Annotated in this window: 24 protein-coding genes and 3 tRNA genes; 9 read left to right on the top strand and 18 right to left on the bottom strand. The window is 72.1% G+C overall.

The window, feature by feature from the left end; translation table 11 throughout:
* Positions 1–41: 41 nt before the first annotated feature.
* The 8 genes from AB0D10_RS00715 to AB0D10_RS00680 form a co-directional block, all read right to left on the bottom strand.
* Positions 42–788, bottom strand: a complete 747-nt coding sequence (locus AB0D10_RS00715; RefSeq protein WP_360248904.1) for a LamG-like jellyroll fold domain-containing protein — start codon at positions 786–788, stop codon at positions 42–44.
* A 162-nt stretch (positions 789–950) separates the two neighbouring features.
* A complete protein-coding gene (locus AB0D10_RS00710) occupies positions 951–1,844 on the bottom strand; it encodes a hypothetical protein (protein WP_360248901.1) in 894 nt (297 codons plus the stop codon).
* Between the two features lie 122 nt (positions 1,845–1,966).
* Positions 1,967–2,263, bottom strand: a complete 297-nt coding sequence (locus tag AB0D10_RS00705) for a hypothetical protein (RefSeq protein ID WP_360248899.1) — start codon at positions 2,261–2,263, stop codon at positions 1,967–1,969.
* Positions 2,264–2,357: 94 nt separating this feature from the next.
* Positions 2,358–2,828, bottom strand: a complete 471-nt coding sequence (locus AB0D10_RS00700) for a hypothetical protein (RefSeq protein WP_360248896.1) — start codon at positions 2,826–2,828, stop codon at positions 2,358–2,360.
* A gap of 112 nt (positions 2,829–2,940) precedes the next feature.
* Positions 2,941–3,120, bottom strand: coding sequence for a hypothetical protein (locus tag AB0D10_RS00695; RefSeq protein WP_360248893.1), 180 nt, complete (start codon positions 3,118–3,120; stop codon positions 2,941–2,943).
* 280 nt (positions 3,121–3,400) lie between these two features.
* A complete protein-coding gene (locus tag AB0D10_RS00690; RefSeq protein ID WP_360248890.1) occupies positions 3,401–3,607 on the bottom strand; it encodes a hypothetical protein in 207 nt (68 codons plus the stop codon).
* A gap of 52 nt (positions 3,608–3,659) precedes the next feature.
* A complete protein-coding gene (locus AB0D10_RS00685; protein WP_360248887.1) occupies positions 3,660–4,736 on the bottom strand; it encodes a ParB/RepB/Spo0J family partition protein in 1,077 nt (358 codons plus the stop codon).
* A 293-nt stretch (positions 4,737–5,029) separates the two neighbouring features.
* Entirely contained in the window at positions 5,030–5,245 is a 216-nt protein-coding gene (locus AB0D10_RS00680) for a hypothetical protein (protein WP_360248884.1), read from the bottom strand.
* A gap of 583 nt (positions 5,246–5,828) precedes the next feature.
* Between AB0D10_RS00680 and AB0D10_RS00675 the strand changes: the two genes are divergently transcribed.
* Both AB0D10_RS00675 and AB0D10_RS00670 read left to right on the top strand, forming a co-directional pair.
* The gene (locus AB0D10_RS00675; RefSeq protein WP_360248881.1) at positions 5,829–6,203 is read left to right on the top strand and encodes a hypothetical protein; all 375 of its coding nucleotides are present in this window, start codon (positions 5,829–5,831) and stop codon (positions 6,201–6,203) included.
* 48 nt (positions 6,204–6,251) lie between these two features.
* Positions 6,252–7,025, top strand: a complete 774-nt coding sequence (locus AB0D10_RS00670) for a hypothetical protein (RefSeq protein WP_360248878.1) — start codon at positions 6,252–6,254, stop codon at positions 7,023–7,025.
* 32 nt (positions 7,026–7,057) lie between these two features.
* On the opposite strand, the gene AB0D10_RS00665 is transcribed toward AB0D10_RS00670, so the two are convergent.
* Positions 7,058–8,032, bottom strand: coding sequence for a recombinase zinc beta ribbon domain-containing protein (locus AB0D10_RS00665; protein ID WP_360248875.1), 975 nt, complete (start codon positions 8,030–8,032; stop codon positions 7,058–7,060).
* An 81-nt stretch (positions 8,033–8,113) separates the two neighbouring features.
* Entirely contained in the window at positions 8,114–8,371 is a 258-nt protein-coding gene (locus AB0D10_RS00660) for a DNA-binding protein (protein ID WP_360248872.1), read from the bottom strand.
* Between the two features lie 287 nt (positions 8,372–8,658).
* Here AB0D10_RS00660 and AB0D10_RS00655 point away from each other — a divergent pair, with 287 nt between their 5' ends.
* Positions 8,659–10,326 (top strand): tyrosine-type recombinase/integrase, encoded by a 1,668-nt coding sequence (locus tag AB0D10_RS00655; protein WP_360248869.1) that lies wholly within the window; start codon positions 8,659–8,661, stop codon positions 10,324–10,326.
* A 689-nt stretch (positions 10,327–11,015) separates the two neighbouring features.
* On the opposite strand, the gene AB0D10_RS00650 is transcribed toward AB0D10_RS00655, so the two are convergent.
* Positions 11,016–11,092: transfer RNA gene (locus tag AB0D10_RS00650), tRNA-Ile, on the bottom strand.
* Between the two features lie 191 nt (positions 11,093–11,283).
* On the opposite strand from AB0D10_RS00650, the gene AB0D10_RS00645 reads away from it, so the two are divergent.
* Positions 11,284–12,141 (top strand): hypothetical protein, encoded by an 858-nt coding sequence (locus AB0D10_RS00645; protein WP_360248866.1) that lies wholly within the window; start codon positions 11,284–11,286, stop codon positions 12,139–12,141.
* Between the two features lie 120 nt (positions 12,142–12,261).
* Positions 12,262–13,008, top strand: coding sequence for a trypsin-like peptidase domain-containing protein (locus AB0D10_RS00640; RefSeq protein ID WP_360248863.1), 747 nt, complete (start codon positions 12,262–12,264; stop codon positions 13,006–13,008).
* Between the two features lie 121 nt (positions 13,009–13,129).
* Here the strand turns inward: AB0D10_RS00640 and AB0D10_RS00635 are convergent.
* Positions 13,130–13,202: transfer RNA gene (locus AB0D10_RS00635), tRNA-Asn, on the bottom strand.
* A gap of 62 nt (positions 13,203–13,264) precedes the next feature.
* Positions 13,265–13,337: transfer RNA gene (locus AB0D10_RS00630), tRNA-Asn, on the bottom strand.
* A gap of 243 nt (positions 13,338–13,580) precedes the next feature.
* On the opposite strand from AB0D10_RS00630, the gene AB0D10_RS00625 reads away from it, so the two are divergent.
* The 4 genes from AB0D10_RS00625 (at position 13,581) to AB0D10_RS00610 (ending at position 18,495) form a co-directional block, all read left to right on the top strand.
* On the top strand, positions 13,581–13,862 hold the full coding sequence (locus tag AB0D10_RS00625; protein WP_360248860.1) for a hypothetical protein: 282 nt from the start codon (positions 13,581–13,583) through the stop codon (positions 13,860–13,862).
* 152 nt (positions 13,863–14,014) lie between these two features.
* Positions 14,015–15,445 (top strand): FGGY family carbohydrate kinase, encoded by a 1,431-nt coding sequence (locus AB0D10_RS00620; protein WP_360248857.1) that lies wholly within the window; start codon positions 14,015–14,017, stop codon positions 15,443–15,445.
* 103 nt (positions 15,446–15,548) lie between these two features.
* Positions 15,549–16,952: a glutamate decarboxylase gene (locus tag AB0D10_RS00615; protein WP_360248854.1), complete on the top strand. Its 1,404-nt coding sequence runs from the start codon at positions 15,549–15,551 to the stop codon at positions 16,950–16,952.
* Between the two features lie 388 nt (positions 16,953–17,340).
* Positions 17,341–18,495, top strand: a complete 1,155-nt coding sequence (locus AB0D10_RS00610) for a DUF2690 domain-containing protein (RefSeq protein ID WP_360248851.1) — start codon at positions 17,341–17,343, stop codon at positions 18,493–18,495.
* Here AB0D10_RS00610 and AB0D10_RS00605 read toward each other — a convergent pair.
* The 5 genes from AB0D10_RS00605 to AB0D10_RS00585 form a co-directional block, all read right to left on the bottom strand.
* Complete coding sequence (locus AB0D10_RS00605) at positions 18,492–19,589, bottom strand: RNA polymerase sigma factor (protein ID WP_360249709.1); 1,098 nt, start codon at positions 19,587–19,589, stop codon at positions 18,492–18,494. The genes AB0D10_RS00610 and AB0D10_RS00605 overlap by 4 nt on opposite strands.
* A gap of 283 nt (positions 19,590–19,872) precedes the next feature.
* On the bottom strand, positions 19,873–21,777 hold the full coding sequence (gene dnaG / locus AB0D10_RS00600) for a DNA primase (protein ID WP_360248848.1): 1,905 nt from the start codon (positions 21,775–21,777) through the stop codon (positions 19,873–19,875).
* Between the two features lie 100 nt (positions 21,778–21,877).
* Positions 21,878–23,185, bottom strand: coding sequence for a deoxyguanosinetriphosphate triphosphohydrolase (locus AB0D10_RS00595; RefSeq protein WP_360248845.1), 1,308 nt, complete (start codon positions 23,183–23,185; stop codon positions 21,878–21,880).
* Positions 23,186–23,416: 231 nt separating this feature from the next.
* Complete coding sequence (locus AB0D10_RS00590) at positions 23,417–24,415, bottom strand: SGNH/GDSL hydrolase family protein (protein ID WP_360248842.1); 999 nt, start codon at positions 24,413–24,415, stop codon at positions 23,417–23,419.
* A 180-nt stretch (positions 24,416–24,595) separates the two neighbouring features.
* Positions 24,596–25,540 carry a PAC2 family protein gene (locus AB0D10_RS00585; protein WP_360248839.1) on the bottom strand — a complete coding sequence of 315 codons (945 nt, stop codon included), beginning with the start codon at positions 25,538–25,540 and terminating at the stop codon, positions 24,596–24,598.
* Positions 25,541–26,018: the final 478 nt, after the last annotated feature.

Below are 26,018 nucleotides of genomic sequence, written 5' to 3'. Positions count from 1 at the left end.
CCCGTCGGGGCAGGCCGGGCTGCTCAAGGCGGGCGGGCGGTCTACGAGGCCATGGCCCGGTGGTGGGCGGCGATCTGGGCGGCGGTCAGCTCCGCCGGGTACACCGCGACCTTCCCGACGGCCCCGGCGAAGAAGGACCTGAGGCTGGCCGAGCCGACCCGCAGCGGGGCCTGCGTGCGTGCGGGCACGATGTTGTAGTCGGCGAGGCTGTCCTGATCGCGGAGTTCACCGTCCTTGTAGAGCTTCACGTACCCGCTCGGGTAGGCGGCACTACGGGTAGTGGTGTTGATGACCAGCACGTAGTGCAGCCAGGCCCCGGGCGTGACGGGCTCCTGCACGTAGGAGCCAGCACCCAGGCCCCCGGCCGGGTTGAACGCATACCCGCTGAGCCGGTTCGCGCGATTCTCAGTGTTGGGCTGGGAGTACATCCGTGCCGTCCACTCGCAGCCGACGCCGTAGGTCAGCTTCCCGAGCCAGTGGACGTATCCGGTCCCTTCGGTCCGGGGGAACGTCAGCGTGTCGGGGCGCAGCCACGCCTCGACGGTGAGCTGCCCGGTGGTGGCCGCGCTCAGCTCCGGGCTGTCGGGGATCTCCACGTACTGGGTGAGGCCGTCGAAGACGGTCGCGCTGTCGCCGTTGGGCAGGAGGGCGGCGCCGGGCGCCCCGTGGTAGGTGGCCTGCTGGCCGGGTTCCTGCGGGCCGGGCAGGGGCAGGTACAGGGCAGGGGCGTCCGCAAGGACGGCCGTGTCGTACGCGGAGAGCGTGCTGCTGGCCGTGGGAGGGGTCACTGGGGGTCCTCAGGTGTCAGACTCCCGCGCCCTGACTGCCCAGCGTAGTCGGCGCCGGGTTCTCGCCGCTCACGGCAGCCGGGCGGGCCATGACGGCGCTGCCCCTCAGGCCGGTACTCACCGGCTGTCGGCGCTGGCCCGCCCGCTCGCCTGCGCTCGGTGCTAGACCGCGGGGTCGGCCCAGCGGGTGACGCCGGCGGCGATCGCTTCGAGGTCGGCGGCGGCATCTGCCCACCGGCCGGGCGAGGACGGGTCATCCAGCGGTCCGAGCAGCAGGTCCTGGATCAGGGCTTGGCGCTCAGGCCGGGTGAACAGCGGCAGGCCGATCAGCTTGACCGTAGTGGGCAGCGGCACGGAGAGCTGCAGGTCGAGTTCGCGGATCTGCAGCCGCAGCTTCTCGACGTCCGAGCTGGTGCCAGCGTCGAGCTCGCGGCATTCCCCGGCCAGTTGCTCGGCGGCTCTCTTGACGGCCGTGCTGAGCTTGTGGGTCCGCGTCTTCGCGCGCAGGCAGAACGCGCCACCGGCGGTGAACAGGCCGATCCCGATGGTGAGTCGGGTGGTCGGCGCGACACCGGCCATGGACCGGACGGTGAGGAAGAACCCGGACAGGAAGAGCGTCATGCACAGGGTGTGGATACCGACCGCGCGGCGGGGCCTCCACGGCAGGGATTCGCGCCAGCCGGTGGTGGGCTGGGACCGAGCCGCGAGGACCCACCAGAGCAGGGCGACGGCCACAACCGCTCCCGCGCTGCCTCCCCGATCGTCGTGGCGGGTGTTCCAGATCAGGTAGAGGGTCCAGGCCAGGCTGATCGCCCACAGCAGCATCATGGCGACCTGGGTGAACCACTGCGCCCAGCGGGCGGCTGTCGGTGAGAGCAGGTTCAGCCGGTGTGCGGCGAGAGCAGGCAGGATCACCAGGGCGATCCAGACCCGGCCGGAGAACCCCAACTCGTTGAGGACCGCGAGGACCGTGGCGAGCACAGCGGTGAGCGTGCCGACGGCGATCCAGCGCCGGCGACGGGTCCACTGGTTGAAGGTGTTCAAGATGGTGGCCATGCCGTATCGCCTCGTCTTGCTCGTGCAGCAGATCGCCCGGCTCCTGTTCGGCGTCGGGCGATCAACGTAGCGGGCGGTTCCGTCAGGCGGCAGCGGTTTGGGGCGGGCCGCGCAGCGTGGGCTCAGCTGTTCGTGGCCTTGGTGGCGGCGAAGGTGGTGATGTGCTCGACGGTGGCGGCGGCGCCGTCCAGGGCCCGGGCGTTGTGGTCGCGGAGTTCGACCAGCCGGAAGGTGGCCTCGCCGCCGAGGACGATGCCGATCGCGAGCAGCGCGGCGTCGCGGCTGTCGAACGTGCCGGGCAGCCAGTCGGAGCCGCAGGAGATGATCCAGCCGATGCTCGGTTCGGCGCCGGCGGGCGAGTAGAGGGTGAACGGGCCGACCGTCTCGGGCTGGGGTACCTGGGGTGTCTGGGGTGCCATGGGCATCCCTTTCTGATCGGGGCGCTCCGGGGCGCCGCAGGTATGGGTGTGCCCGGCCGGATGGCGGGTCCGGCCGGGCACGTTCAGGGGGTTGCTACTCGCCGCGATCGTCGTCGCGGGCCTGCGCGGTGGTGATGTCGCCCGCGCACAGGCGGCGGGCGATGTCGACGCGGGTGTGGAGGTCGCTGTAGCCGGAGGCGAGGAGCTGGGCGGCGCAGGCGAGTCGCGTCTCAGCATCTTCGGCCCGTTCCCACAGCAGGTCGAGTTCGGGGTCGGTGATGTTGCTGGCGTTCGGCCGTGACGGCGCTGCTGCCTGGTCGTTCACGTGGGGCTCCGTTCCGCGAGGGTCGAGTAGACGGTATCCGGCGCGGCGGAGGCGGCCGGTGGCCGTGGTCGCGCTCGCGTGGAGCGCGGTCAGGAGCATGTCGCGGCGACGGGCCGGGCCGAGGCCGAGGGTTTCGACGCTGGCCCGGTTGCCGGTGACGGACAGCACCCGGATGCGGCGCTGCCCGTCGCCGGGGTGGCATGCCTCGTAGACCTGTCCGGCCCGGACGTGGCTGGTCACCGGTTGTTGCACCGGCACAGGCCGGAGGAGGGGTAGCACCAGGAGTCGCACGCCCTGCACCAGATCGCGCCGGGGACGGGCGGGGTGCGGTCGGGCTGGGTGGGGTCGGGGTTCACGCGCTGGTCCTTTGCCGGTGGAAGTCGAGTGCCCGGAGGAGGTCATCGCGGTGCCGGGCGGCGTCCGGGTCGGGCCAGCGGGCGCTGTGCCGGCGTGGCCGGGGCCGGGCCAGGAAGGGGTTGGGGCGGTTCTGCTCGGCGAAGATCGCGCGCAGCGGCCCGTACCGCTCCTGCATGAGCTGGGCGTACAGGTCGGGGTCGGCGGCGGCCGGGGCCTCGTAGGTGTTGATGGTGACTCTCCTTGGGTGTGCGCGGGCCCGCCCTAGCCGGAGGGGAAGGGCGGGCCTGGTCGTGGGCTGTTCGTCCTGGCCTGCTCATGGGAGTGGCCCGGTTCTGGCGGGTAGGGCGCGGGGGAGGTGCCGCCCGTCAGAACCGTGGAGGTGGAGCTGTCACGGCGCTGCCGCTGGCGGAGGAGACCTATGGGGAGGAGCCTCCGCCAGCAACATGCAGACCGTATCACTTATCTATCCACATACATTTCTGGGTTTCGGAAGACAGCTCGTCGACGGTGCAGCCCTCGAACGGTGCGGTCCCGAAGTCGTCCGTGTCCGGGTCGGTGCCGGGCGGTTCGGTGCCGGGCGGGTCGAACAGGGCGTCCTGCCGGGCCTTGTCCAGGCCGTACCAGTCGGTGGCGGGCATGTGTCGCCAGTCGGGCCGGGGCATGTGTCCTCCTCGTTGGCTGCCTGGCGGCCCTCGCGGGGCCGCCGGTGGCGGGTCAGACTGCGGCGAGCTCAGCGGACTCGGCGGGCTCGGCCGCGCCAGTGTCTCCCACCGTCTCGGCGTCGGCGTCGGGGGCCTCGGCGGTGCCGTCCTGGGCGAGGCCGAGGATCGCGGCGAGTTCGGCGTCGATCGCGGCGTCCTCCTCGGCCAGCGTCGACCGCAGGGCCGAGTTGTTGACGACGATCTCCTGCGCATCGGCGAACGCCTTGGCCTGCCTCACGGCGAACTTGGCGTCCTGGATGGCCTTGGCGGCGCGCTCAAGCTGGTCCAGGCGGGCACCCAGCTCCCCACCGAGGGCGGCTGCCAGCTCCTGGACGGGGGTCCGGGCCAGCTCGTCGGCGAGGGCGCGGATCCGCTCGATCTGGTCGAGCTTGTTGCGGGTCGCCTTCTGCGCGCCGATGCGCTCCTTCTTCTCGTCGTCCGTCAGCTCCTCGATGTCGAACATGGACGGCTGGCGCTCCTGCTCGCGGACCTGGTGGGCGAAGTGCAGCAGCTCGTTCTCGCTCAGACCCTCGTCGGCCCACTTCTTGAGGACGGCGAGCTGGTTCTTGGGCGTGAGCTCGCTGATGCGGTGAGCGGCCCCCGTCCCGATATTGCCGAGGGTGACGCGCTCCTGGACCTCGGGGATCAGGTCGAGCAGGGCCATGCGGACCTTCACGTACTTGGGGCTCTTGCCGAACCGCTTCGCCACGTCCTCGACCTCGAGCGCGGTGCCGTCGTCATGGGTGTCCTCATCGAGGATCCGGCGGAAGCCCCGCCCCTCCTCGATCGGCGTCATGTCGGCCCGGTTGACGTTCTCGGCCATCGCCCGGCCGAACGCCTTGATGTCGCTTGCGACCTCGACGATCTCGACCTTGATGGTGGTGTTGCCGGCCATCTCGTTGGCCCGGTAGCGGCGCTCGCCCATGACGATCTCGTACTCGCCGTCGGCGCGCTTGCGGACCTCGATGGCGGTCATCAGGCCGTGCTCGATGATGGAGTCGCGCAGCTCGACCATCTTCTCCGGGTCGAAATACTCACGGGGCTGAGCCGGGTTCGGGTGGACCTTGGACATCTTGAGCGTCTTCGCCATGATCGCTTCTCCTGTGAGTGGGTTTCGGTGGGGGTGCCTCCCCCTTATGACTAAATTCTATACTCACTCGGGAGATGGGTCAACACTGGGAGGCGTCTTTCTGTGCGTGGTGAAGTTTCAGCGGACGGGCTGACCCCCGCTTATGAAGCCCCCTGCGGAACCCCGCGCATCTGCCGCACGCGGGGCGAGGCCGAACAGGGGCGGACTTCGGGCGGCTGAGCGAAAGGGTTTTATGTCAACCAATGCGCACCGGTTGGCCCGGGGCTACTGCCAGCGCCGCCACGGGTGCATTCTCAGCGCGATCCGGAATCGGCCGGAATTCCCGCAGTCGAAGCCCGCTCGGAGCCGACGGGACCGGGCAGTTGATCACCATCGCGGTGCATGAGCGCGAAGGCGTCGGCCGCATCGGCGAGTGCGGCGAGCGGGCTTCCGCCGTCAGCGCGGCGGTCCACGCCGGCGCGACGCATCTCCGCGAGCGCCCTCAGGACGCCCTCGCTGCTGACTGCCATGTCACCGGCCTCCGGCAGTCGGCCACGACCCGATCATAGCCACTGAGCTGGGACAATCGAGACACCGAGGGTGGTCGGCGACCGTACGGGGCGATGTCCGGGCCGTAGCCCCACCCCATCCGGACAGGGCCTGCCCTCGGCGGTGCTCCGCGCACGCCCCACGGGCGCCGTCGCGGTCGATCGTCACGTCAACCCCCTGGCCAATCGCAGTCGAGACTGCCGACCGCACCGGAACCGGCCCCCGTCCAACCCCGGGGAGCCTCTGGTGACCCCCGGGTAACCGGCTGTCAGCGCCTAGCTTGCATGCGGATCTTCAGGCTGTCAAAATCTGAATATCCGCGAAGCGGGTTGCCAACACCGTTGGCGTCCAGCAACAGAATCCCGGAGTAAGGGTGCCAAGCATCCGCAGAAAAGGATCTTTATGTCGGCTCTGACGTCTGAGCCATTCCCGGGAAGCAGCCTCGCCTCGAAGCTGGCCTTCCTACGGGCGCGCCTCGCCGGCCACGGGGGCAGTCCCCCGAGTACTCGCGCTCTCGCTTCGAGGGCGAATGACGATCACGGGAATCCCGTCATTGACCACACCGTGATTCACGCCACGCTCAGCGGCGCTAAAACCAACCCGCCGTGTCGTACGATTCTCGGGCTGGCCCAAGCCTTCGACTGCCCACCTGCATACCTCCTCCCAGGATCCGATGACCTGGAGTCGCTGGAGGTGTACTACGAGCATGAGAAGGCCAGAGAGGCGCTGCGCTTGATCGCTCCTCTCGGGGACGTGGGCGCCGACGGGCTGCTGCAGGCGGCCCATGCCCTGCGCGAGGTCCGAGGCATGGCCGCGCAGGCTGCGCCGCCCGTCGGCCCCGAAGCCACCACGCACCGGGAAGCTCGTCGCCGCGGCCGGCTGTCGCGGGCAGAGGCCGCCGAGGCAAGTCGCCAGTCCATGTACTCCCTGTACGAGTAGAGCCCACACCAGGGGTGTCGGCCAGCACGAATCGAGTGGTAATACGACGTGGACGCAGAGATCTTCAGCGTCACCGCCGGTGCGGCGTTCATCAGCACCCTGTTGTTCGGTCTGGCGACGCTGCGCTCGGTGCGGCGCACCCCCCGGGAGCGCCGCACCCTGCCGGGCAGCCTGACCCTCGGGGCGGCCCTGTGCACTGTCGGGAGCCTGTGCGCGGTGCCGGCCATCGAGGACAGCATCGAAGGGGTGACCCACATCGACAACGTGGGTCGCCTCGGTGCACATCTGTGCGGGATCGGCCTGTGCGCGGGGCTGCGCGCCGCCATGACGGAGTGGACGCACGGCGTCGACTGCCGCGGCAGGGCGGCGCTACTGCGGATGACGAAGGGCGGGCTCGTCGCGGCCACCGCCATCGCGATCTTCGCCACCCACAACCGGTGCGGCCTCGACTTCACCAGCTCGTTCGCCCGGGACCGCGGCGTCGCCGCCTACCTCGGCGTGGTCTACGCCTACGGGCTGTGGGTGGGCGCCACAACCGCCACCACCGCCGGAACGCTCGCTGTCGAGAACCTGCGCAGCACCGAGCACCGGGCCCTCGGCCTCGGACAGGCGATCCTGGGGGTGGGCGGGGCGGCCTGTGTGGTCTACACCGCGGCCGAGGCCGCCTTTCTGCTCTCGCAGCAGGTCTTCGGCCGGGCCTGGGCGCTGAGCGTCGAGCAGACGCTCAGCAGCTTGTGCGCTGGCCTGTTCATGTTCTGCTCGTTCGTCGGGCTCATCCTCAGCTCCGTCGCCCGGCCTCTGCTCGCCGCGCTGAAGCGGTGACCGGCCGCAACGACCACCCCGCAGGGCACCGATCAGGCGTCGGCCAACACGATCGGCGCCGGCGGGGCCTCGTTGCGCCACCACAGGACAACCCGGCCCGGCGCGATGCTGCGCACGCCCTTGCCTGCGGTGTTCACGTCGATGCGGTGGAGCATGAGCAGTGCGAGCCCCCGCCGGGTCTCAGCCGACGAGGTATTCCACCAGGTGACCAGTTCCTCGACGTCGCCGGTGATCGGTGTGGCCACCGCCTTCGCCATCCACCGGACCCGGCGCTTGATCAGCTTGGACTCCTCGGCGGCCTCCGCCTTGGCCTTCTTCAGGTCCTTGGCTTGGAGCTCCCGGCGGACCACCATCGCGGTCAACTCCAGCATCGACGCCTCGATCTCCGCCAAGCGGCTGCGGTCGGTTTCCAGCTGGGCGGCGAGGAGCTTGCGGGCCTTCTCCAGGTCGGCCTGGGTGGCGGGCAGCATCAGTCGGGCCAGGATCTGCTCGCCGAGGTGGTCTTCCAGCAGGGTGGCGTCGATCCGTACGCTTCCGCACTTGCCGGGCCGGTCTTGCCGTTGCCCGTCCGGGCAGCAGTAGCCGGGCTTGCCCGCCGACGATCGCTGGCCGACCAGAGGGATGCCGCACCGGCCGCAGACCGTCAGGTCCGCGGCGGTCAGCATGTAGTCGTAGTCCTCGACGCGCGGCTTGGGGGAGTGCTGCTCCAGCACCGTCGCGAACAGCTCGGGCGAGATCATGCCGGGGTGACCGGCCGGGACGAGGTCGCCGTTGGCGTCCAGCTTCAGCCCCGCGATCGCCGGGTTGGTCAGCAGCCGGCCAGCGGTCTGGGACGTGAAGGGAGCGCCCAGCGTCCCGACGAACCCGGCCTTGCCGAGGAAGGTCGCCACGGCGGCGTCGGAGTCGCCGTCGGCGCTTCGCTGCGCCGCTTCGGCAGTGATCGCCGCTTCCTCCGTATGGAGGCGCTCGCGGCTGAAATCTGCGAACCCGAACAGTCTCGGTGGCATCGGCCCCTACCCGTCAGCGTCACGAACGGGCTCAACGTGATGGGGACTGAAGCATCAGTTCCCATCACCTTGAGGTCCAGTTCATCGTTGCGCGGCAAGCCCGTCCAGTCCGAGAAAGGTCCACAGGGCCGTGGTCAGGACACGCTTCGTGCCACCCACCGTGATCATGTCGACGGGGAAGTCCCCGCGCTTGATCAGCCCGTACGCCTTGTTCGGCCCCATTCCAAGTGCCCGAGCAGCCGTCACGACACTGATCGTCACAGGGAGGTCCAGAACCTCCCGCGCCGTCATGCCGCGCTCCTCGAACACGTCGACCTGGCCGGTCTTGCCACTGTCCATGAGTCGTCGCGTTTCTCCCCCGCGCCAACCTCACTCCGCCGAACCGTGCCACAAGAACAGCGACGGATAACGACGGAAGGTTCAGGATAGCGCGTTTCTGTACCCAAAGGTTAATCGAACGCGCAAGCGAATCAATGACCGCGCTCACGTCAACTCCCCTACCCAGAAGGGGTGATGCGTGTACAACACTACCGATTTGCTGGCATAATAGAACGCATATTCGGGTAACGCTAGGTAACGTTGCGGCGTGAATCACACCATTGAGCGAAGGGCGAAGAACCAATCCCATGTTCGAAGACCGGACCTACAAACGGTGCTACTGCCTCGGACCGCTCTACCACCAGCGGGGCCCGCATAAGGGCGAGCCCGTCTTCAATGAAGACGGCACCCACAAGACCGGAGAGCTCGGCGCCAGCTGCCCCAAGCTCGGCGTGCGCGGCCACGGCGTCTGGTACTTCTTCCTACTCCTGGCCGCCCCCGACAAGCCCGAGCCCATCCGCTTCCGCCGCGGCGGCTTCCGCACCCAGGACGACGCCGTCGAGGAATGCAAGAAGGTCTGGGAGCAGCACAACGCCGGCCTCGACGTCACCGTGAAGGAGACCGTCGCCGCCTGGCTGGAGCGGTGGGCCGACAACAAGAAGAACGTCGCCGCCTCCACCATCCAGAAGTACCGCGAGCACATCCAGCTGCACATCGTCCCCTTCATCGGGCACATCGACCGCAAGGACCTGCGCAAGCACCACCTGGAGGCGATGTTCAAGGGCATCAACGACCGCAACACCACCGCAGTGATCCACCGGGAGTACGTGGCCCTCCTCGCAGAGGACTGCGAGGCGAAGCGCCTGCGCTGGCGCGAAGGCTCGAAGGCCGACAGGCCTGTCCTGCGGGCCTCCTGGCACGAGGCCCGGGAACTCCTCGCCAGCGAGCGCCGCAAGCTGCGCCGCGTCACCGACGTGCCGACTCAGTACAAGATCCGCGCCACCTTGTCCACGGCCCTCTCGGACGCCTACGACGCGGAGGAGGTCACCAAGAACTGGGCCTCGCTCATCAAGATCAGCAAGCGGCAGGTCAAGCCGATGCTGTGGACCCCCGCCCGCGTCGCGCGCTGGCGCGAGACCGGGGAGATCCCCGGCAAGGTCATGGTGTGGACGCCCCAGCTCACCGGCCAGTTCCTCGACACCTACGAAGACGACGACCTCTACGACCTGTGGCACTTCATGGCGCTCCGAGGCCCACGCCGCGGCGAGGTCTGCGCCCTGCCGTGGACCGAGATCGACCTTGAGGCGATGACGGTCTGCATCAGCCGCCAGGTGATCTCCATCGCCAACGCCCTCGTCGGCGCCGACCCCAAGGCCGGATCCGAACGCGTCATCAGCATCGACAGCGAGGCGCAGCAGAACCTCGCCGAGCGCCGCACCCGCCAACTCACCCAGCGGGTCAAGGCCGGGGCCGCCTGGACCGACACCGGACTCGTATGGACGCAGGAGAACGGCGAGGGCTACCACCCCGACTACCTCACCCGCCGCTTCCGGCGGCTCGTCGAACTAGCCGACCTGCCCCCGGTCACCCTGCACGGCCTGCGGCACGGCGCGGCGTGCATCGCCCACCGCGGCGGCGCCAAGCCGAAGGCCGTCCAAGAGCAGCTGGGGCACAGCAGCTACCAGATCACCATGGACACCTACACGAACATCTTCGAGGAAGAGCAGCGCGAACTCGCCGAAGCCGCACTGAACGTCGTCCCCCGCGCGGGGCGGCCCGCCACCCTCCCCGCCCCTCAACCGGCCGCCGCACCGGTCCCCGTGCCGGCACCGGCCGAGTCGCCCGAGCTGCGCCCGGCAGGCGGAGGCCGACTCACCGCGCTGCGCCGCGCCCGCCAGCGCAAAGCCCAGAACGCTGACGCGGGCGCGGCGCCCACACCAGCCCCGGACCGGGCAGCCGAACCCCTCCCCGCCTGACCTCGCCGAGAGCGCCTGACCGCCCGTCAGGCGCTCTCAGCTTTCTCCCCCTGTCCCACGGATCATCACCCCGCCTGAGTCAAGTAGGCCCCGCTGGAAGGCCGTTAACGGGATCGTAGAGGCCGCTCTCACGCTGAACTCTGACAGTTGCTCAGCCAACCTGCGCAGCCCTCGCAGCCGTCGCCAGGGCAGCCGGAAGCGTCACCGGCGACGCCACGGACGTCCATGTCCTGGCCGACAGCACCGTGCTGGTCCTGCTGGTTCCCGATGCGGGCCACTGACCGTCGGCCCGCCGCGCCGCCGGCTCCCGGGCGTGAGCACTCTGCGTAACGTCGGCAGAGGAGTGGATTGCTCGGGCTGCCGCCTTGTCGTGTGCGGCGACACGGTCAGCGAGCGGTGATTCCCGAAGGGGTGAATTCCCCGGTCCGCCCTGAGCGGCACTTCCGGTTCCCTGCCGGAAGGGGCGAAGGCTGCCCTAGGGTGAAGCGCCCAGGGTGCGGCGGTCCTGCCCCGGCGTACGCCCTCCGGGGAGGCCAGTCCTGCGCGACTTCCTCGGAAATTCCTCGGGCGGCCCTCGTGGCGTCGTCTCGCGCTGGCCATCGGGGGCGCTAACCTGGCCTTGAGGACGAGGCTGCCAGACGTTCCGCCAGGTCAGACGACCTTTTTACCTGACGAACCGTCCGGACTCGTGGTGGGGCGGGTGGGACTCGAACCCACGACCCAGGGATTATGAGTCCCCTGCTCTAACCGGCTGAGCTACCGCCCCGGTTCGCCGCGCGCGCCGGTCGTCGGCCACGGCAGCAGCAGACGGCCCCAGCGAGGCCGTCCCGGGCAGCATAGCCGGTCGATCACCCGTGGTGCGCGCCGGGGGCGCAGCCGGGTGCGGGACGCCGTGCGCCTCTCCGGGCGGCGCAGCCCGGGTGGCGCCGCGACTCCCGTCCAGGGCAGCCTGGGCGGATGACGACACGTAGGGCGGGGACGGGGGCGGCGGCGGGGGTGCTGACGGTGGCGCTGGCCGCCGCGGGCTGCACGACCTCGGCGGGGCCCGGCGGGGGCGTTCCCACGGTCACCTCGGCGCCGGCCACGACCGCCGCGGGGGACAGCCACGGCTGGACCAAGCAGCGACTCAAGGGCGCGGTCGGCCGGCGGACCGGGGTCACCCGCACCGCCAAGCCCACCGTGCTCAACGGCCTGGTCGGCGCGGTGTTCACCCGCAACGCCGACGGCGACCACTTCTGCACCGCCAGCGTGGTCGACAGCGCCGGTCTCAACCTCGTCGTCACCGCCGCGCACTGCGTCTGGGACCCGAAGCTGGGCCAGCGCAGCGACCTGGTGTTCGTCCCCGGCTACCGGCAGGGCGACACCCCCAGCGGCGTCTGGCCGCTGCTGTCGGTCACCGTCGACGACGGCTGGAAGGACCACGCCGACCCGGACATGGACGTCGCCTTCGCAGTCGTCCAGGCCCAGAACGGCCAGCAGGTCCAGCAGGTGCTCGGCGCCAACCGGCTGGGCGTCAACCGCGGCTACCGACTCCCGGTGAAGGTCACCGGCTACCCGGGCAGCAGCGACGTCCCGATCACCTGTTCCGACACCACCTCCGAGCAGAGCCCCACCCAGCTGCGGATCGACTGCCCCGACTACACCGGCGGTACCAGCGGCAGCCCCTGGGTCACCGACTTCGACCCGGCCACCAGGACCGGCACCGTGGTCGGTGTGATCGGCGGCTACCAGGAGGGCGGCGACAGCCCGGACACCTCGTACAGCAGCTACTTCGGCGACCGCGTGCAGGCGCTCTACGACCGCGCCACCGGCTGACCGGCACCGGCCCCCGGCGCCCGGCGGTGGCGCCGCCCGGCACGGCCTGGTAGATCTTCCTCACGAACGGCGGAACGCGCGGACCCGGCACCCCGCCCCGAGGAACGAGACGGAGCCCCGATGGCCCCCCGCACGGCACGGCCCGCGCACCCGGCACGCACGGCCGTCCTGGCCGTCCTGCTGCTCGCCGCCGGCACCTCGTGCGGCGGCCAGGACGGGACGCCGACCGCCGAGGTCGCGCAGCAGACCGCCGCCCGGGACCGGATCGGCACGCTCTCCATCCACACCGCGCAGGGCCCCCGGGCCTGCACCGCGAGCGTCGTGCAGAGCCCCCGGCACAACCTGCTGGTGACCGCGGCGCACTGCGTGCAGAGCCGCCGGATCGGCCTGCTGGACGGCCTGGTGTTCACCCCGGGCTACCGCAACGGGTCGACCCCGTACGGGACTTGGCCGGTACAGTCGGTCACCGTCGACCCTCGCTGGGCGGCCGACGACGACCCGGAGTACGACGTGGCGTTCGTCACGGTCGGCACGGTCGACGGCCGGCAGATCGAGGACGCGGTCGGCGGCAACCCGATCGACACCGGGCAAGGCTTCGGACTGCCCGTCTCGGTGACCGGCTACCCGAACCTGAGCGACGAACCGATCACCTGCTCGGTCCGGACCCGCTCGCAGAGCGCCACCCAGGAGCGCTTCGACTGCGGCGGCTACACCGACGGCACCAGCGGCAGCCCGTGGGTGACCGAGAAGGGCGGCGTGGTCGGCGTGATCGGCGGCTACCAGGAGGGCGGAGAGACCCCGGGCACCTCGTACAGCGTCACCTTCGACCAGCGGGTGACCGACCTGTACCGGAAGGCGACCACCTGATTCCGGGGCCGCCCGGGGAGGCGTCACGACGTGACGTGCGCGACACCCCGGCAGCAACACGAAGGCCCCCCGGTCGACCGGGGGGCCTTCGCTCTGAGCAGTCACCGGGCGTACCCGGCAGCTCCCGCAATTGGACTCGAACCAATAACCTGCCGATTAACAGTCGGCTGCTCTGCCAATTGAGCTATGCGGGATCGCGGCACCGAACTTCCGTACCACGGACGGGAAGACGGCCCCGGAAGGGCCTCGTCCCGAGCTCCCCCAATTGGACTCGAACCAATAACCTGCCGATTAACAGTCGGCTGCTCTGCCAATTGAGCTATGGGGGATCGGCTTCCGCCCCGGCCCCCGGTTTCCCGGACTCCGCGGCGCTCGCTGCGGGACATACATTAGCGCACTCGGGGGGGTGGTCCGCCAATCGCTTTCCCCACTTGCCCCGGGGTTGCCGCCCGGCGTGCCCCGCGCGCGCCCGCCGCCGCACCCGGGGATGCTGGGGACGCGGACGGTTCGCCGTCCCGACGGACGGGTAGGGCATTGCGGCAGAAGGCCGCCAGGAGAGGGTGGATCCGACCATGTGGAAGCTGTCGTTGGCCGCGGGCTTCGCGGCCGGCTACGTGCTGGGCTCGCGGGCCGGGCGCCGACGCTACGAGCAGATCGCCAAGGTCACCCGGCAGATCGCCCAGAACCCCACGGTGCAGGGCGCCGCCGACCGGGCACGGCAACAGGCCGGCGCGGTGGCCGGGAAGGCCGCGGGAGCGGTCGGCGACCGGCTGCCGACCGCCGTCACCGACCGGGTGCCGTACTTCAACCGGGCCCGGGCCGAGGACGACGGCTGGGGCACCTTCCGCCCGTGACCGGGCGGTGAGGCGAAGGGCCCGTCCGCGGGCTCCCCGGAGGGGGTCCGCGGACGGGCCCGGGCAAAGCCCACCCCAACCCGGGGTCGCGAAGCGGCAACGGCTCCTCCGGCCCGGACGCGTCCCGGGCCGGGCTGAGGCATGATCTCGACATGGCCATCGTCGCGGGGATAGACAGCTCGACCAACCGCACCCGGATCGTCGCGTGCGACACGGAAACCGGCGCCGTCCTGCGCTCCGGCAAGGCGCCCCACCCCGTCCCCGAGGACCAGGACCTGCGCCCCGGCGAGGCCGACCCGCAGGTCTGGCTGCACTCGCTCGGCGACGCCGCCGCCGGCGGCCTGCTGGAGGGCGTCCGGGCCATCGGCGTCAGCGCCCAGCAGCACGGCATGATCGGCCTGGACGCGGGCGGGGTGCAGGTCCGCCCGGCGATCCTGTGGAACGACCCGCGCTCCAGCGGCGCCGCCGCCAAGCTGCTGGACGCCCTCGGCGGCCCGGCTGGCTGGACCGCCGCGATCGGCGCCGTGCCCGCCCCGACGTACACCATCGCCAAGCTGCGCTGGCTGGCCGAGTTCGAGCCCGTCAACGCCCGCCGGGTCGCCGAGGTGCTGCTGCCGCACGACTGGCTGGTCTGGCAGCTCCTCGGCCACCCCAAGCGCCGCACCACCGACCGCGGCGACGCCTCCGGCACCGGCTACTGGTCGCCGATCACCGGCGAGTACCGCCAGGACCTGGTCGAGCTGGCGCTCGGCCACGAACTCAAGCTGCCGCACGTCCTCGGCCCCGCCGAGCCCGCCGGGCACACCCCCGAGGGCCTGCTGATCTCGGCCGGCACCGGCGACAACATGGCCGCCGCGCTCGGCCTGGGCCTGCGCCCGGGCGACGCGGTGGTCTCGCTCGGCAGCGCCGGGACGATCTTCGCCGTGCACGAGGAGGCCGTCGTCGACGCCTCCGGACTGGTCTCCTCCTTCGCCGACGCCAGCGGCCGCCACCTGCCGATGGTCGCCACCCTCAACGCGGCCCAGGTTCTGCTCTCCACCGCCGCGCTGCTCGGCCGGGACCTGGAGGGCCTGAGCGACCTCGCCCTGCACTCCTCCCCCGGCGCGTACGGGCTGGTGCTGCTGCCGTACCTGGACGGCGAGCGCACCCCCGCGCTGCCGCACGCGGCCGGCACGCTGACCGGCCTGCGCGCCGAGGCGATGACCCCTCAGCACCTGGCCCGGGCCGCCGTCGAGGGCATGCTGTGCAACATCGCGGACGCCCTGGACGTGCTGCGCGCCCGGGGCGTCGGGGTGAACCGGGTGTTCCTGCTCGGTACGGCCGGACGGCTGCCCGCCGTCCGGCACATCGCCCCGATGCTGTTCGGCGTCCCGGTCGTGGTGCCGCCACCGGGCGCGCACGCCGCCCGCGGGGCCGCCCGGCAGGCCGCCTGGGCGCTCGCGGGCACCCCGGAGCCGCCCGAGTGGAAACTGCCGGACGCCGAGACGGTGGAGCCGGACGGGGAGCACGACCTGGCGATCGGTTCGGCGGTGCGCCAGCAGTACCGGGCGGCCCGCGACCAGGTCCACCCCGAAGCGGCCTGACCGGCCGGGCCGGTCCGCCCCGGGTGGCGGCCGCTGAAGATGCGTCACCCGGCACCCGGTGGCAGCGTGGACGGAACACCGCCACCGAGGCGAAGGACGTTCCATGGCGCTGCACAAGGGGGCCGGCGACGACCGCCGACTGAGCATCAATCCGTTCGTGGGCACCGCGGACCCACTGGGCGCCATGGAGCTGGCGCCGCCGCTCCACCGGCTCGCCGACGGCCCCGTCCCGCCCGACACGGCCTACCAGCTGATCCACGACGAGCTGATGCTGGACGGGAACGCCAGGCTCAACCTGGCGACCTTCGTCACCACCTCGATGGAGATGCAGGCCACCCGGCTGATGACCGAGTGCCTGGACAAGAACATGATCGACAAGGACGAGTACCCGCAGACCGCCGAACTGGAGCGGCGCTGCGTGGCGATCCTCGCCGCCCTCTGGCACGTCCCCGACCCGGACGGGGCGGTCGGCTGCTCCACCACCGGCTCCAGCGAGGCCTGCATGCTGGCCGGCATGGCGCTCAAGCGCCGCTGGATGCGGCGCAACGCCGAACGCTACGCCGCCGGGGCCCGGCCCAACCTGGTGATGGGCGTCAACGTCCAGGTGTGCTGGGAGAAGTTCTGCACCTTCTGGGAGGTCGAGGCACGCACCGCGCCGATGGACGGCGAGCGCTACCACCTCGACGCCGAGCAGGCGGTCGCCCTGTGCGACGAGAACACCATCGGCGTGGTCGGCGTCCTCGGTTCCACCTTCGACGGCTCGTACGAGCCCGTCGCGGAGATCTGCGCCGCCCTGGACGAGTTCCAGAAGCGCACCGGCACCGACGTCCCGGTGCACGTGGACGGCGCCTCCGGCGGCATGGTGGCGCCCTTCCTGGACCCGGAGCTGGTGTGGGACTTCCGGCTGCCCCGGGTCTCCTCGATCAACACCTCCGGGCACAAGTTCGGCCTGGTCTACCCGGGCGTCGGCTGGGCCCTGTGGCGCGACAAGGAGTGCCTGCCGGAGGAGCTGGTCTTCCGGGTCAACTACCTCGGCGGCGAGATGCCGACCTTCGCGCTCAACTTCTCCCGGCCCGGCGCCGAGGTGATCGCGCAGTACTACGTCTTCCTGCGGCTCGGCCGGGACGGCTTCCGGGCCGTCCAGGGCGCCTGCCGCGAGGTCGCCACGTACCTGTCCGCGGAGATCGGGAAGATCGACGAGTTCCGGCTGCTGACCCACGGCGACGAACTGCCCGTCTTCGCCTTCACCACCGCCGAGAACACCACGTTCGACGTGTTCGACGTCTCCCGGCGGCTGCGCGAACGCGGCTGGCAGGTGCCCGCGTACAGCTTCCCGGCGAACCGGGAGGACCTCGCGGTACTCCGGGTGGTCTGCCGCAACGGATTCTCCCGGGACCTCGCCGACCTGCTGCTGGCCGACCTCAACCGGCTGCTGCCCGAGCTGCGGCGCCAGCCCGGCCCGCTCAAGGACCTCGGGGTGCCGATCCGGTCGGGCTTCCACCACTGACGGAGACGACGACACGACGGGAGGGCGCCGAATGGCGCCCTCCCGTCGGACGTCCCGGACGAACCGGGGCAGCCTCCCCCCGCGAGGCTGCCCCGGCTCCGTGGGGGAGCCGGGACGGATTTCGGACGAACGGCACGTGACCGTCCGGTATCCGAACGAAACCACCGGACGGCTGACCGCTCCGACCAGAGAACTCTGCACGACAGCCCCACGGTTGTTCGAGCGTCACGGGGGCTTGTGAGACACTTCCGTCCGTCTCAGCGCCATGACCTGGGGATTGAGACGCCAGGCCGATGAGGTTGGAGACGCGGAGACACCCGAACGGCCAGGGCCGGAGCCCGTTCCGCCGTCCCGTCCACCGCTCCGCCCCTCACCTTTGGAAGGCCGCATGGGTTCCGCCTGGAAGAACCTGCCCGAGGAGCTGTCCGAGCCCGCCAGACACCTGGCCGAGGAGCTCCGCGCCATCAAGGACGCCGCCGGGCTCTCGCTGTCCGAGCTGGCCACGCGCACGCACTACAGCCGGGCCTCCTGGGAGCGCTGGCTGAACGGCAAGCGGGTCGTCACCGAGCAGGCGCTGGAGGCGCTGATCCGCGCGGTGGACTGCGACGGGGCCGCGCTGCGGGCCCTGTGGGAGCGGGCGCTGGCCGCGCCGGAGGAATCGGCCGAGCCTGCCGAGCCGTCCGTGTCCGCTGAGGCCGCTGAGGCCGCTGAGGCCGCTGAGGCACCCGACGGCCCCGGTGCGCCGTCCGCCGACGAACCCTCCGCCGGAGGACCGGCCGCCGACGAGGCCTCCCCGGACGAGCCGTCCGACGGGGAACCGCAGGAGGCCCTGGTGACCGGCCAGGCGCCCGGGCCCGGACCCGTCGCCTGGTGGCGGCGCCCGGCGGCACTGGTCACCGGCGCGACCCTGCTGGCAGTCCTGCTGGTGCTGGTGGGCCTGCGCGCCGCCCGGCACGACGGGCAGCCGACGACTGTCGCCGAGCCGGCCCCGACCGCCGCCCCGGCCGTCTCCCCGGCCGCGTCCGCCACCACCGCCAAGCCCGTCCCCGCCACCCCCACCTGCCAGGCCATGGGCTGCGACCACAAGGACCCCAAGAACACCGGGTGCGGCAAGGATGCGCGGACCCTGCACACCGACGTCATCGGCAAGGTGGTCATCTACCTCCGGTACAGCCAGAAGTGCCAGGCCGCCTGGGCCGCGATCACCGAGGGCGAGCCGGGCGACTTCGCGACGATCATCGACAGCACCGGCGACAGCGAGCAGGGCCTCATCCACTACGGCTACGACAACTACTCGAACATGCTGAACGCGGCGGACCCGACGATCGGCTTCCACCTCTGCGGGCACCAGCCGGCCGGGGACATCTGCACCTCGGAGGTCTTCGACCTGGCCGCCGTCGTGGACTCGACCCCGATCCCGATCGGCCCCGCCTCGCCGCCGCCGGGCACCGGAGCGGGCGCAGCAACCGCCCCGGTGGCCCCGGCACCGACCGACACGGCGCCGGCGGCGGCACCCGGGACCGGAGCGCCGACGCCCTCCTAGTCAAGGTAGCCGCGCAGCTGTTCGGAGAAGGCGTGGTCGCGGAGCTTGACCAGCGTCTTCGACTCGATCTGCCGGATCCGCTCCCGCGTCACGCCGAACACTGCGCCGATCTCCTCCAGCGTGCGCGGGCGGCCGTCGTCCAGCCCGTAGCGGAGCTGGACGACCTGGCGCTCGCGCTCGCCCAGGGTGGCCAGCACCGCGTCGAGGTGCTGGCGCAGCAACAGGAAGGTCGCGGACTCGGCGGGCGAGGCGGCGTCGGCGTCCTCGATCAGGTCGCCGAGCGCGACGTCGTCCTCCTCGCCGACCGGGGTGTGCAGCGAGATCGGCTCCTGGGCCAGCCGCAGCAGTTCCCGCACCCGTTCCGCGGTCAGTTCCAGGACCGCGGCGATCTCGGCGGCCGTCGGTTCCAGCCCGCGCTCCTGCAGCAGCCCCCGCTGGACCCGGACCACCCGGTTGATCAGCTCCACCACGTGCACCGGCACCCGGATCGTCCGGGCCTGGTCGGCCAGCGCCCGGCTCATCGACTGGCGGATCCACCAGGTCGCGTAGGTGGAGAACTTGTAGCCGCGGGCGTAGTCGAACTTCTCCACCGCCCGGATCAGGCCCAGGTTGCCCTCCTGGACCAGGTCCAGCAGGGTCAGCCCACGGCCGACGTAGCGCTTGGCCACGGAGACGACCAGGCGCAGGTTGGCCTCGATCAGCCGACGCTTGGCGATCCGGCCCCGCACCACCAGGGTGTCCAGCTCGCCGACCAGCGGGTCGGGCGGCGGCGGATGGCCGTTCAGCCGCTCCTCGGCGAACAGGCCGGCCTCGACCCGGCGGGCCAGCTCGACCTCCTCGGCGGCGGTGAGCAGGCGGATCCGGCCGATCTCGCGCAGGTACTGGCGCAGCAGGTCGGCGGCCGGGCCGCCGTTGTCCGCCGGCAGGCGGTGTTCGTCCGGCGCGCCGAAGCCGGTGTCGGTGTCGCCGTCGGCATCGCTGCCGACGGCGACCTCGGGATCCGCGTCGGGTCCGGCGCCCGCCCCGGGCCCCGGAGCGTCCGGGCTCTCGGGGTTCTCCGGGCTCTCAGCGCTCTCGGGGTGGCCCTCCGGCAGGCCCTGGGCGGGGACCCGCGCGCCGTCCGGGGGTGCCGCCCCGGCCCGGCCGTGGTCCGTCTCCTGGTCCCCGGCCCGGCCGGCGGGGTTCGCTCTCGTACTGGTGGTGGTCGCTGCGACGAGGCCTTGCTCCACGGGCATCCCCTCGGGGCGGGCGCGACTCTGGCGGACCCGCGCTGAACGGAGGTGGGACGCCCTCCAGTGTGCGGTACGCCACACTCCGTGGCCGAGACTCGTGCGCCGACTTTCTGTGCGGCGAATACCGGCGTCCTCTCCCGGACCCCTAGAGCGCCGCGGCGCCCCGGCTCTTCAGCTGGTCGCCGTACTGCTGGAGCTGCCACAGCTCGGTCTGCACCGCGTGCTGCTGCTCGGCGTCGGCCCGGTGGCCGAGCCGCTGCAGGTAGCCGCGGACCTCGGTGATCCGGCGGTCGACGGCCAGCAGGCGCAGCTTGACCAGGAACTCCCCCGCGTAGATCGCGTCCACCTTGCGGCGCGAACGCACCGGCTCGACGGTCAGCTCGGTGACCATCGAGCGCACCCGGTCGTCCGGGGACGCCTCGCGCACGGCGCTGGTGAAGTCCGGCAGGGTCGCCCCGTACGCGGCGCCGCCGGCCTTGGCGATGGCCTGCCGGACGGCGGTGTACGGCGGGGTCGGGAACTCGTCCTCGCCGTAGTGGTCGAAGGCTGGGCTCACCAGGTCCGGGTGCTGCAGCGCCAGCTTGAGCAGCTCGCGCTCGACGAACTGGGCCGGGTCCCGCGGGTTGAGCCGGAACGCGGGCTGCGCGGGGCGCGCCGACTGCGCCGGCTCGGGGCGGCGCTGGGCCGCGCCGCGCGGGTTCTGCTGGCGCTCGCGGTCCCAGCGGGCCAGCTGGGAGACCCGGCGGACGACGAACGGCTCGTCCAGGATGCCGAGCATGCCGGCCAGCCGGACGGCGTACTCGTGCTGGATCGAGCGGTCCTTGATCTTGGCGACGATCGGAGCCGCTTCCTCCAGCGCCGCCGAGCGCCCCTCCGGGGTGTCCACCCGGTGCCGGGCCACCACCGAGGTCAGTGCGAACTCGAACAGCGGGACCGGGTTGTCGATCAGCTGCTTGACCGCCTCGTCGCCCTGGGCCAGGCGCAGCTCGCACGGGTCCATGCCGCCCGGGCTGACCGCGATGGAGGTCTTGGCGGCGAACTTCTGGTCGTCCTCGAAGGCGCGCAACGCGGCCTTCTGGCCGGCCGCGTCGCCGTCGAAGGTGAATACCGTCTCGCCCCGGTACTGCGAGGTGTCCATCAGCAGCCGACGGATGATCTTGATGTGGTCCTCGGCGAAGGCGGTGCCGCAGGTGGCCACCGCCGAGGTCACCCCGGCCAGGTGGCAGGCCATCACGTCGGTGTAGCCCTCGACCACCACCGCGCGGCCCGACTTGGCGATCTCCTTCTTCGCCAGGTCGATGCCGTACAGCACGTGGGACTTCTTGTAGATCGGCGTCTCGGGGGTGTTGAGGTACTTCGGGCCGTTGTCGTCCTCACGCAGGCGCCGGGCGCCGAAGCCGACCACCTCGCCGGCGATGTCCCGGATCGGCCAGACCAGCCGGCCCCGGAAGCGGTCGATCAGGCCGCCGCGCTGGCCCTGCGAGGCCAGGCCGCCGAGCAGGATCTCCTTGTCGGTGAAGCCCTTGCCGCGCAGGTAGCGGACCAGGTGCTCCCAGCCGACCGGCGCGTAGCCGACGCCGAAGACCTTGGCCGCCTCCTCGTCGAAGCCGCGCTCGGCCAGGAAGCGACGGCCGATCTCCGCCTCCGCCGAGGCCAGCTGCTCCTGGTAGTAGGCCGCGGCCACCTTGTGCGCCTCGACCAGCCGGGTGCGCTCGCCCTGCTGGTGGCGGGGGCTGTAGCCGCCCTCCTCGTAGCGCAGGGTGATGCCGGCCTGGGCGGCCATCCGCTCGACGGCCTCGGCGAAGGTGAAGTGCTCGATCTTCATCAGGAAGGCGATGGTGTCGCCGTTCTCCTGGCAGCCGAAGCAGTGGAAGACGCCCTTGGCGGGGTTCACGTAGAAGGAGGCGGACTTCTCGTCGTGGAAGGGGCAGACGCCCTTGTACTCGCCGCCGCCACCATTGGTCAGCTGTACGTAGTCGCCGACCACCGCGTCGATCGGCAGTGCGCTGCGCACCGCCTGTACGTCTTCGTCCCTGATCCGCCCGGCCACCCCGGAAGTCTACTGGGACCGCCGGGCTTTCCGGCTGCGCCGGGGCCCGCCCGGAGCGGGCGGGGCCGCCGAGGGAGCGGCCGCCTCCCCCGGCCCGCCCTCACGCCCGGGCTGCGCCGACGAGCTTGGCGTGCAGGGCCAGTGCCGAGGCGTCGGTCAGAGTGGCGATCTGGTCGATGACCGTGCGCAGGGCCGCGCCATCGTCCTCGGCCTCGCGGTACATGGCGGCGAACACCGGGTCCAGGCCCTCCGGGGCGCGCCGGGTGAGGACGTCCGCCAGCTCGGCGATCACGATCCGCTGGCGGGCCCGCAGCTGGGCCTGCTCGTCCCGCTGCATGACGAAGCGGACGGCGACCGCCTTGAGCACCGCGCACTCCAGCCGGACGTCGCGCGGCACCACCAGTTCGGCGCCGTGGCGGGTGAGCCGGCCGGGACCGTACCTGGCGCGGGTGGCCTGCTCGGCGGCCAGGCAGAAGCGGCCGATCAGCTGGCTGGTGAGGTCCTTGAGCCCGGCGCGGTCGCGCGCGGTGCCGTCGTACGAGCGGGGCCACCACTCCTGGTCCAGCAGCCGGTCCAGGGCGGCGGCCAGCTCCTCCGGCCCGGCGTCGCCGGCGTACCGCTCGGCGACCCGGAAGAGCTCGGCGCGCTCGCTCGGGGCGCGCAGCGCCGCCGGGTCGATGTGGCCGGCCTGGAGGCCGTCCTCGACGTCGTGGGTGGAGTACGCCACGTCGTCGGACCAGTCCATCACCGTCGCCTCGAAGCACTTGCGCCCGGCCGGGGAGCCGGCCCGCAGCCAGCGGAAGACCGGCAGGTCGTCGGCGTAGACGCCGTACTTGGGCGAGGCCGGGTCGGTGGGGTGGGCGCCCCTGCTCCACGGGTACTTGGTGGCGGCGTCGAGCGCGGCGCGGGTCAGGTTCAGGCCGACGCTGCGGCCGGGCCAGGGGGCGAGCCGGGTCGACGGCTCCTCCTTGGGGGCGAAGCGCTTGGGTTCGAGCCTGGTCAGGATGCGCAGCGACTGGGCGTTGCCCTCGAAGCCGCCGCACTCCTCGGCGGCCTGGTCGAGGGCTTCCTCGCCGGTGTGGCCGAAGGGCGGGTGGCCGATGTCGTGGGCCAGGCAGGCGGTCTCCACCAGGTCCGGGTCGCAGCCCAGGGCCGCGCCCAACTCCCGCCCGACCTGGGCGCATTCGAGGGAGTGGGTGAGCCGGGTGCGCGGGAAGTCGCTGCGCATCGGGGCGACCACCTGGGTGGTGCCGGCCAGCCGGCGCAGCGCCGCCGAGTGCAGCACCCGGGCACGGTCGCGCTGGAAGGCCGTCCGGCCCGGGCGCTTGTCGGGTTCGGGGACCCAGCGGGCCTCGGCGGTGTGGTCGTACGGGGTCGGAGCGGCGAGGCTGTGCGCGGTGTCATCCATATGCCGCTCACGGTACGCCGCACCCCCGACACCCGGGGGGTGCCGCGCGCGAAGGAGCGCGGGCCGGGGCGTGAACGGTGCGCGGCGCGCGGGTGCCCGTCCCGGTGAATCCTCCTCACCCGGACGGCGCAGCTCCGCGCGCCCACCCCGGGGCGCCGTGCGGGCCGGCCCGGACCGCGTCGTTCCACCCCCGGGCACCGGGGCGCACGGGCGGCCCGGGCCGCCCGTGGATCAGCCGCGGAGCGCCTTGAGGACGATCCCGGCCTCCGCCTCCTGCCCCTTGGCGTTGGGGTGGATCGGGGCCAGGCCGCGCGCCGGGACCGGCGGCTCGATCCAGCGCTCGCCCTCCCCCGCGCACATGTCGTGCCCGACCGAGGGTCCGGCGGTGTCCACGAAGACCGCGCCGGCGGCCTCCGCGTGCTGCTTGAGCATGGCGTTGAGCTGCTTCTCCTTCTCCGCGAGGAAGCCCAGGTCGGCGACGGCCACGGTCTTGCCGAGCACCGGCAGGCAGCCGGACGGGTCGGCCGGGAGCAGCGTCGGGTACCCGATCACGTACACCCTGGCCTGCGGGGAGCGCCGCTTGACGTCCTCCAGGACCCGGCCGAGCCGGTCGCCCGCCGTGTCCACCCTGCGCTGGACCTCGTCGGTGCCGTCGCCGGAGGAGTAGTGGTCCCGGCAGGGCGAGGCGGCGCGGGTCTGCTTGATCACGCCCTTCACCGCGTCCAGCAGGTTGTCCTTGGCGCACTCGACGACGACGTCCATAAAGCCGGCGTCGTTGCCGCCGATCCCGAGGGTGACCAGCCGGGTGTCCGCGCTCAGCGCGTCCAGCTGGGCCGGGTTGGTGCCGTTGCCGGTGTTCTGCGCCCCGGTCAGGTCCTCGGTGGTGGCGCCGGTGCAGCTGACGTCCCGGAACTGCCCGGACGCCACCCCGAGGCCCTTGGCCACCAGGGACGGGTAGTTGGCCCCCGAGCGGGAGCAGCCGCGCGGCTCACCGGTCTGCGGGGGGATCTGCATGCCGGCCGTGTACGAGTCGCCGAGCGCGACGTACGGGCCGGTGGGTGGCGGGGTGGGCGTCGGCGGCGGGGTCGCGCCGGCCTTCGCGCGGCCGGGCACCGCGCCCGCGAAGTCCTTCCCCTGGCTGTCCGCACCTCCTCCACCGGTGCATCCGGCCAGCAGCAACGCGGCCAGCCCGGCCGTCAGGGCGACGGTCGGGCGTGCGGTCCTCGGCATGGCATCCCCCCGGGGGTACGAAGATTCACGGTCGGCTCCTCACGGCAGCCCGTCCCCCGGGCACCTCCGGCTCCAACGACCGGACGGGGCCGATGACTCCCGCCTCCGCGAAATCCTCCCAAGGGGAATCCCGGTCCCCGTCGGCGGGCCCGTCGGCGGGCTCCGCCGGCGCCGGTGCCGCTATTCCGCGCCGCGCTCGTGCTCGGCGAGGAACTGCTCGAACCGCCGGCCCAGTTCGTCGGCCGACGGCAGGTCCACCGGCTCGGCCAGCAGGCTCTCCCGCTCCTCGGAGCCCGCCACCGCGTCGTACTGGCCCTCCATGCCGCGGATCGCCGAGCGCAACTCGCCGTCCCCGTGCGTCAGCTGCTCCTCGATGTCGGCGTAGACCTCGCCGACCCGCTCGCGCAGGCCCGTCCCCGGCAGCACCAGCCCGGTCGCGGACTGCACCGCCTCCAGGATCAGCACGGCGGCCGCCGGGTAGGCCGAGCGGGCCACGTAGTGCGGGACGTGCACGGCGAAGCCCAGGACGTCGTGCCCGGCCTCGGCCAGGCGATACTCCAGCAGCGCCTGCGCACTGCCCGGCACCTGGGCCTGCTCGAACCACTGCGGGTAGCCCGGCGCGAGGTCCAGCCGGTTGCCGTGCGGCGTCAGGCCGACCGGGCGGGTGTGCGGGACGCCCATCGGGATGCCGTGGAAGTCGATCGACAGCCGGACCTCGAAGCGCTCCACCAGCTCGCGGACGGCGCCCGCGAAGCGCTCCCACTCGACGTCCGGCTCGGGCCCGCTGAGCAGCAGGAACGGCGCGCCGGCCGCGTCGCGGACGAGCTGGAGCAGGATCTCCGGCGGGTCGTAGGACGTCCAGTGGTCGTGGTCGAAGACCATCGCCGGGCGGCGGGCCCGGTAGTCGACCAGCCGGTCGTGGTCGAAACGGGCCACCACCTGCGGCGATCCCGTCTCCAGCAGGTGGGCCACCACCTGGCCGCCGGCCTCGCCGGCGTCCATGAAGCCCTCGAAGTGCTGCAGCAGCACCAGCCCGGCGCCGGTGTCGCGCAACTGCGCCGCCGCGTCGGCCACCGCGGCCACGCCCTGCTGATCCAGCTCGTACAGCGCCTGGAAGTCACGCACCGCGCACCCAACCCCGTTCTCTGCTCGTCGTCCGACCGGCTTCTCGTCCTCTCCAGCGTGCCGGGCGCCGCCGGAATTCCCGCCACGCCGGACGGCTCGTCCAAGGGCGCGTCCGACCGCTCCGGACCATGATCGCACCGGACCGGAGAATCCCTGGTCACGGGGCTGCGGAGGCCCGTTCCGGAGGGCGCCGTAGCAGCCCGCGCGGCCATTCGCGTGCCGCGAAGTGACGCACCGCCTTCTGGCGGGTATCGTCCTCTCGCTGCCTCGCATCGTCGCGTCGTCGTCACGTCGTCCCGTAACGCCGTCGGCCACGTCCCGGTCCGGTGCTCGGCCAGCCACCCACGACGCATCTTGCCTTCACCTGGCCGCCCGCTTCCCTTCGCGCTCTCGTTTCCTTCTCGGCCATTTCGCGGACGCACACTGTCCCCTCGCTCTTCCCGCCGGACCGGTCCGAGGACCCGTGTCCGTTCCGGCA

The sequence above is a fragment of the Kitasatospora sp. NPDC048545 genome (genome assembly GCF_040651155.1).
Classification (GTDB): Bacteria; Actinomycetota; Actinomycetes; order Streptomycetales; family Streptomycetaceae; genus Kitasatospora.
Note: the sequence above shows the minus strand (reverse complement) of the source record. Positions and strands in the feature narration are given on the sequence as shown.

Coding starts and splice junctions, on each gene's coding strand:
- AB0D10_RS00710 (WP_360248901.1), bottom strand. CDS start 1,844: ATGGCCACCATCTTGAACACCTTCAACCAGTGGACCCGTCGCCGGCGC.
- AB0D10_RS00705 (WP_360248899.1), bottom strand. CDS start 2,263: ATGGCACCCCAGACACCCCAGGTACCCCAGCCCGAGACGGTCGGCCCG.
- AB0D10_RS00695 (WP_360248893.1), bottom strand. CDS start 3,120: ATGCAGGAGCGGTACGGGCCGCTGCGCGCGATCTTCGCCGAGCAGAAC.
- AB0D10_RS00690 (WP_360248890.1), bottom strand. CDS start 3,607: ATGCCCCGGCCCGACTGGCGACACATGCCCGCCACCGACTGGTACGGC.
- AB0D10_RS00685 (WP_360248887.1), bottom strand. CDS start 4,736: ATGGCGAAGACGCTCAAGATGTCCAAGGTCCACCCGAACCCGGCTCAG.
- AB0D10_RS00680 (WP_360248884.1), bottom strand. CDS start 5,245: ATGGCAGTCAGCAGCGAGGGCGTCCTGAGGGCGCTCGCGGAGATGCGT.
- AB0D10_RS00665 (WP_360248875.1), bottom strand. CDS start 8,032: ATGCCACCGAGACTGTTCGGGTTCGCAGATTTCAGCCGCGAGCGCCTC.
- AB0D10_RS00660 (WP_360248872.1), bottom strand. CDS start 8,371: ATGGACAGTGGCAAGACCGGCCAGGTCGACGTGTTCGAGGAGCGCGGC.
- AB0D10_RS00655 (WP_360248869.1), top strand. CDS start 8,659: ATGTTCGAAGACCGGACCTACAAACGGTGCTACTGCCTCGGACCGCTC.
- AB0D10_RS00645 (WP_360248866.1), top strand. CDS start 11,284: ATGACGACACGTAGGGCGGGGACGGGGGCGGCGGCGGGGGTGCTGACG.
- AB0D10_RS00640 (WP_360248863.1), top strand. CDS start 12,262: ATGGCCCCCCGCACGGCACGGCCCGCGCACCCGGCACGCACGGCCGTC.
- AB0D10_RS00625 (WP_360248860.1), top strand. CDS start 13,581: ATGTGGAAGCTGTCGTTGGCCGCGGGCTTCGCGGCCGGCTACGTGCTG.
- AB0D10_RS00620 (WP_360248857.1), top strand. CDS start 14,015: ATGGCCATCGTCGCGGGGATAGACAGCTCGACCAACCGCACCCGGATC.
- AB0D10_RS00615 (WP_360248854.1), top strand. CDS start 15,549: ATGGCGCTGCACAAGGGGGCCGGCGACGACCGCCGACTGAGCATCAAT.
- AB0D10_RS00610 (WP_360248851.1), top strand. CDS start 17,341: ATGGGTTCCGCCTGGAAGAACCTGCCCGAGGAGCTGTCCGAGCCCGCC.
- AB0D10_RS00595 (WP_360248845.1), bottom strand. CDS start 23,185: ATGGATGACACCGCGCACAGCCTCGCCGCTCCGACCCCGTACGACCAC.
- AB0D10_RS00590 (WP_360248842.1), bottom strand. CDS start 24,415: ATGCCGAGGACCGCACGCCCGACCGTCGCCCTGACGGCCGGGCTGGCC.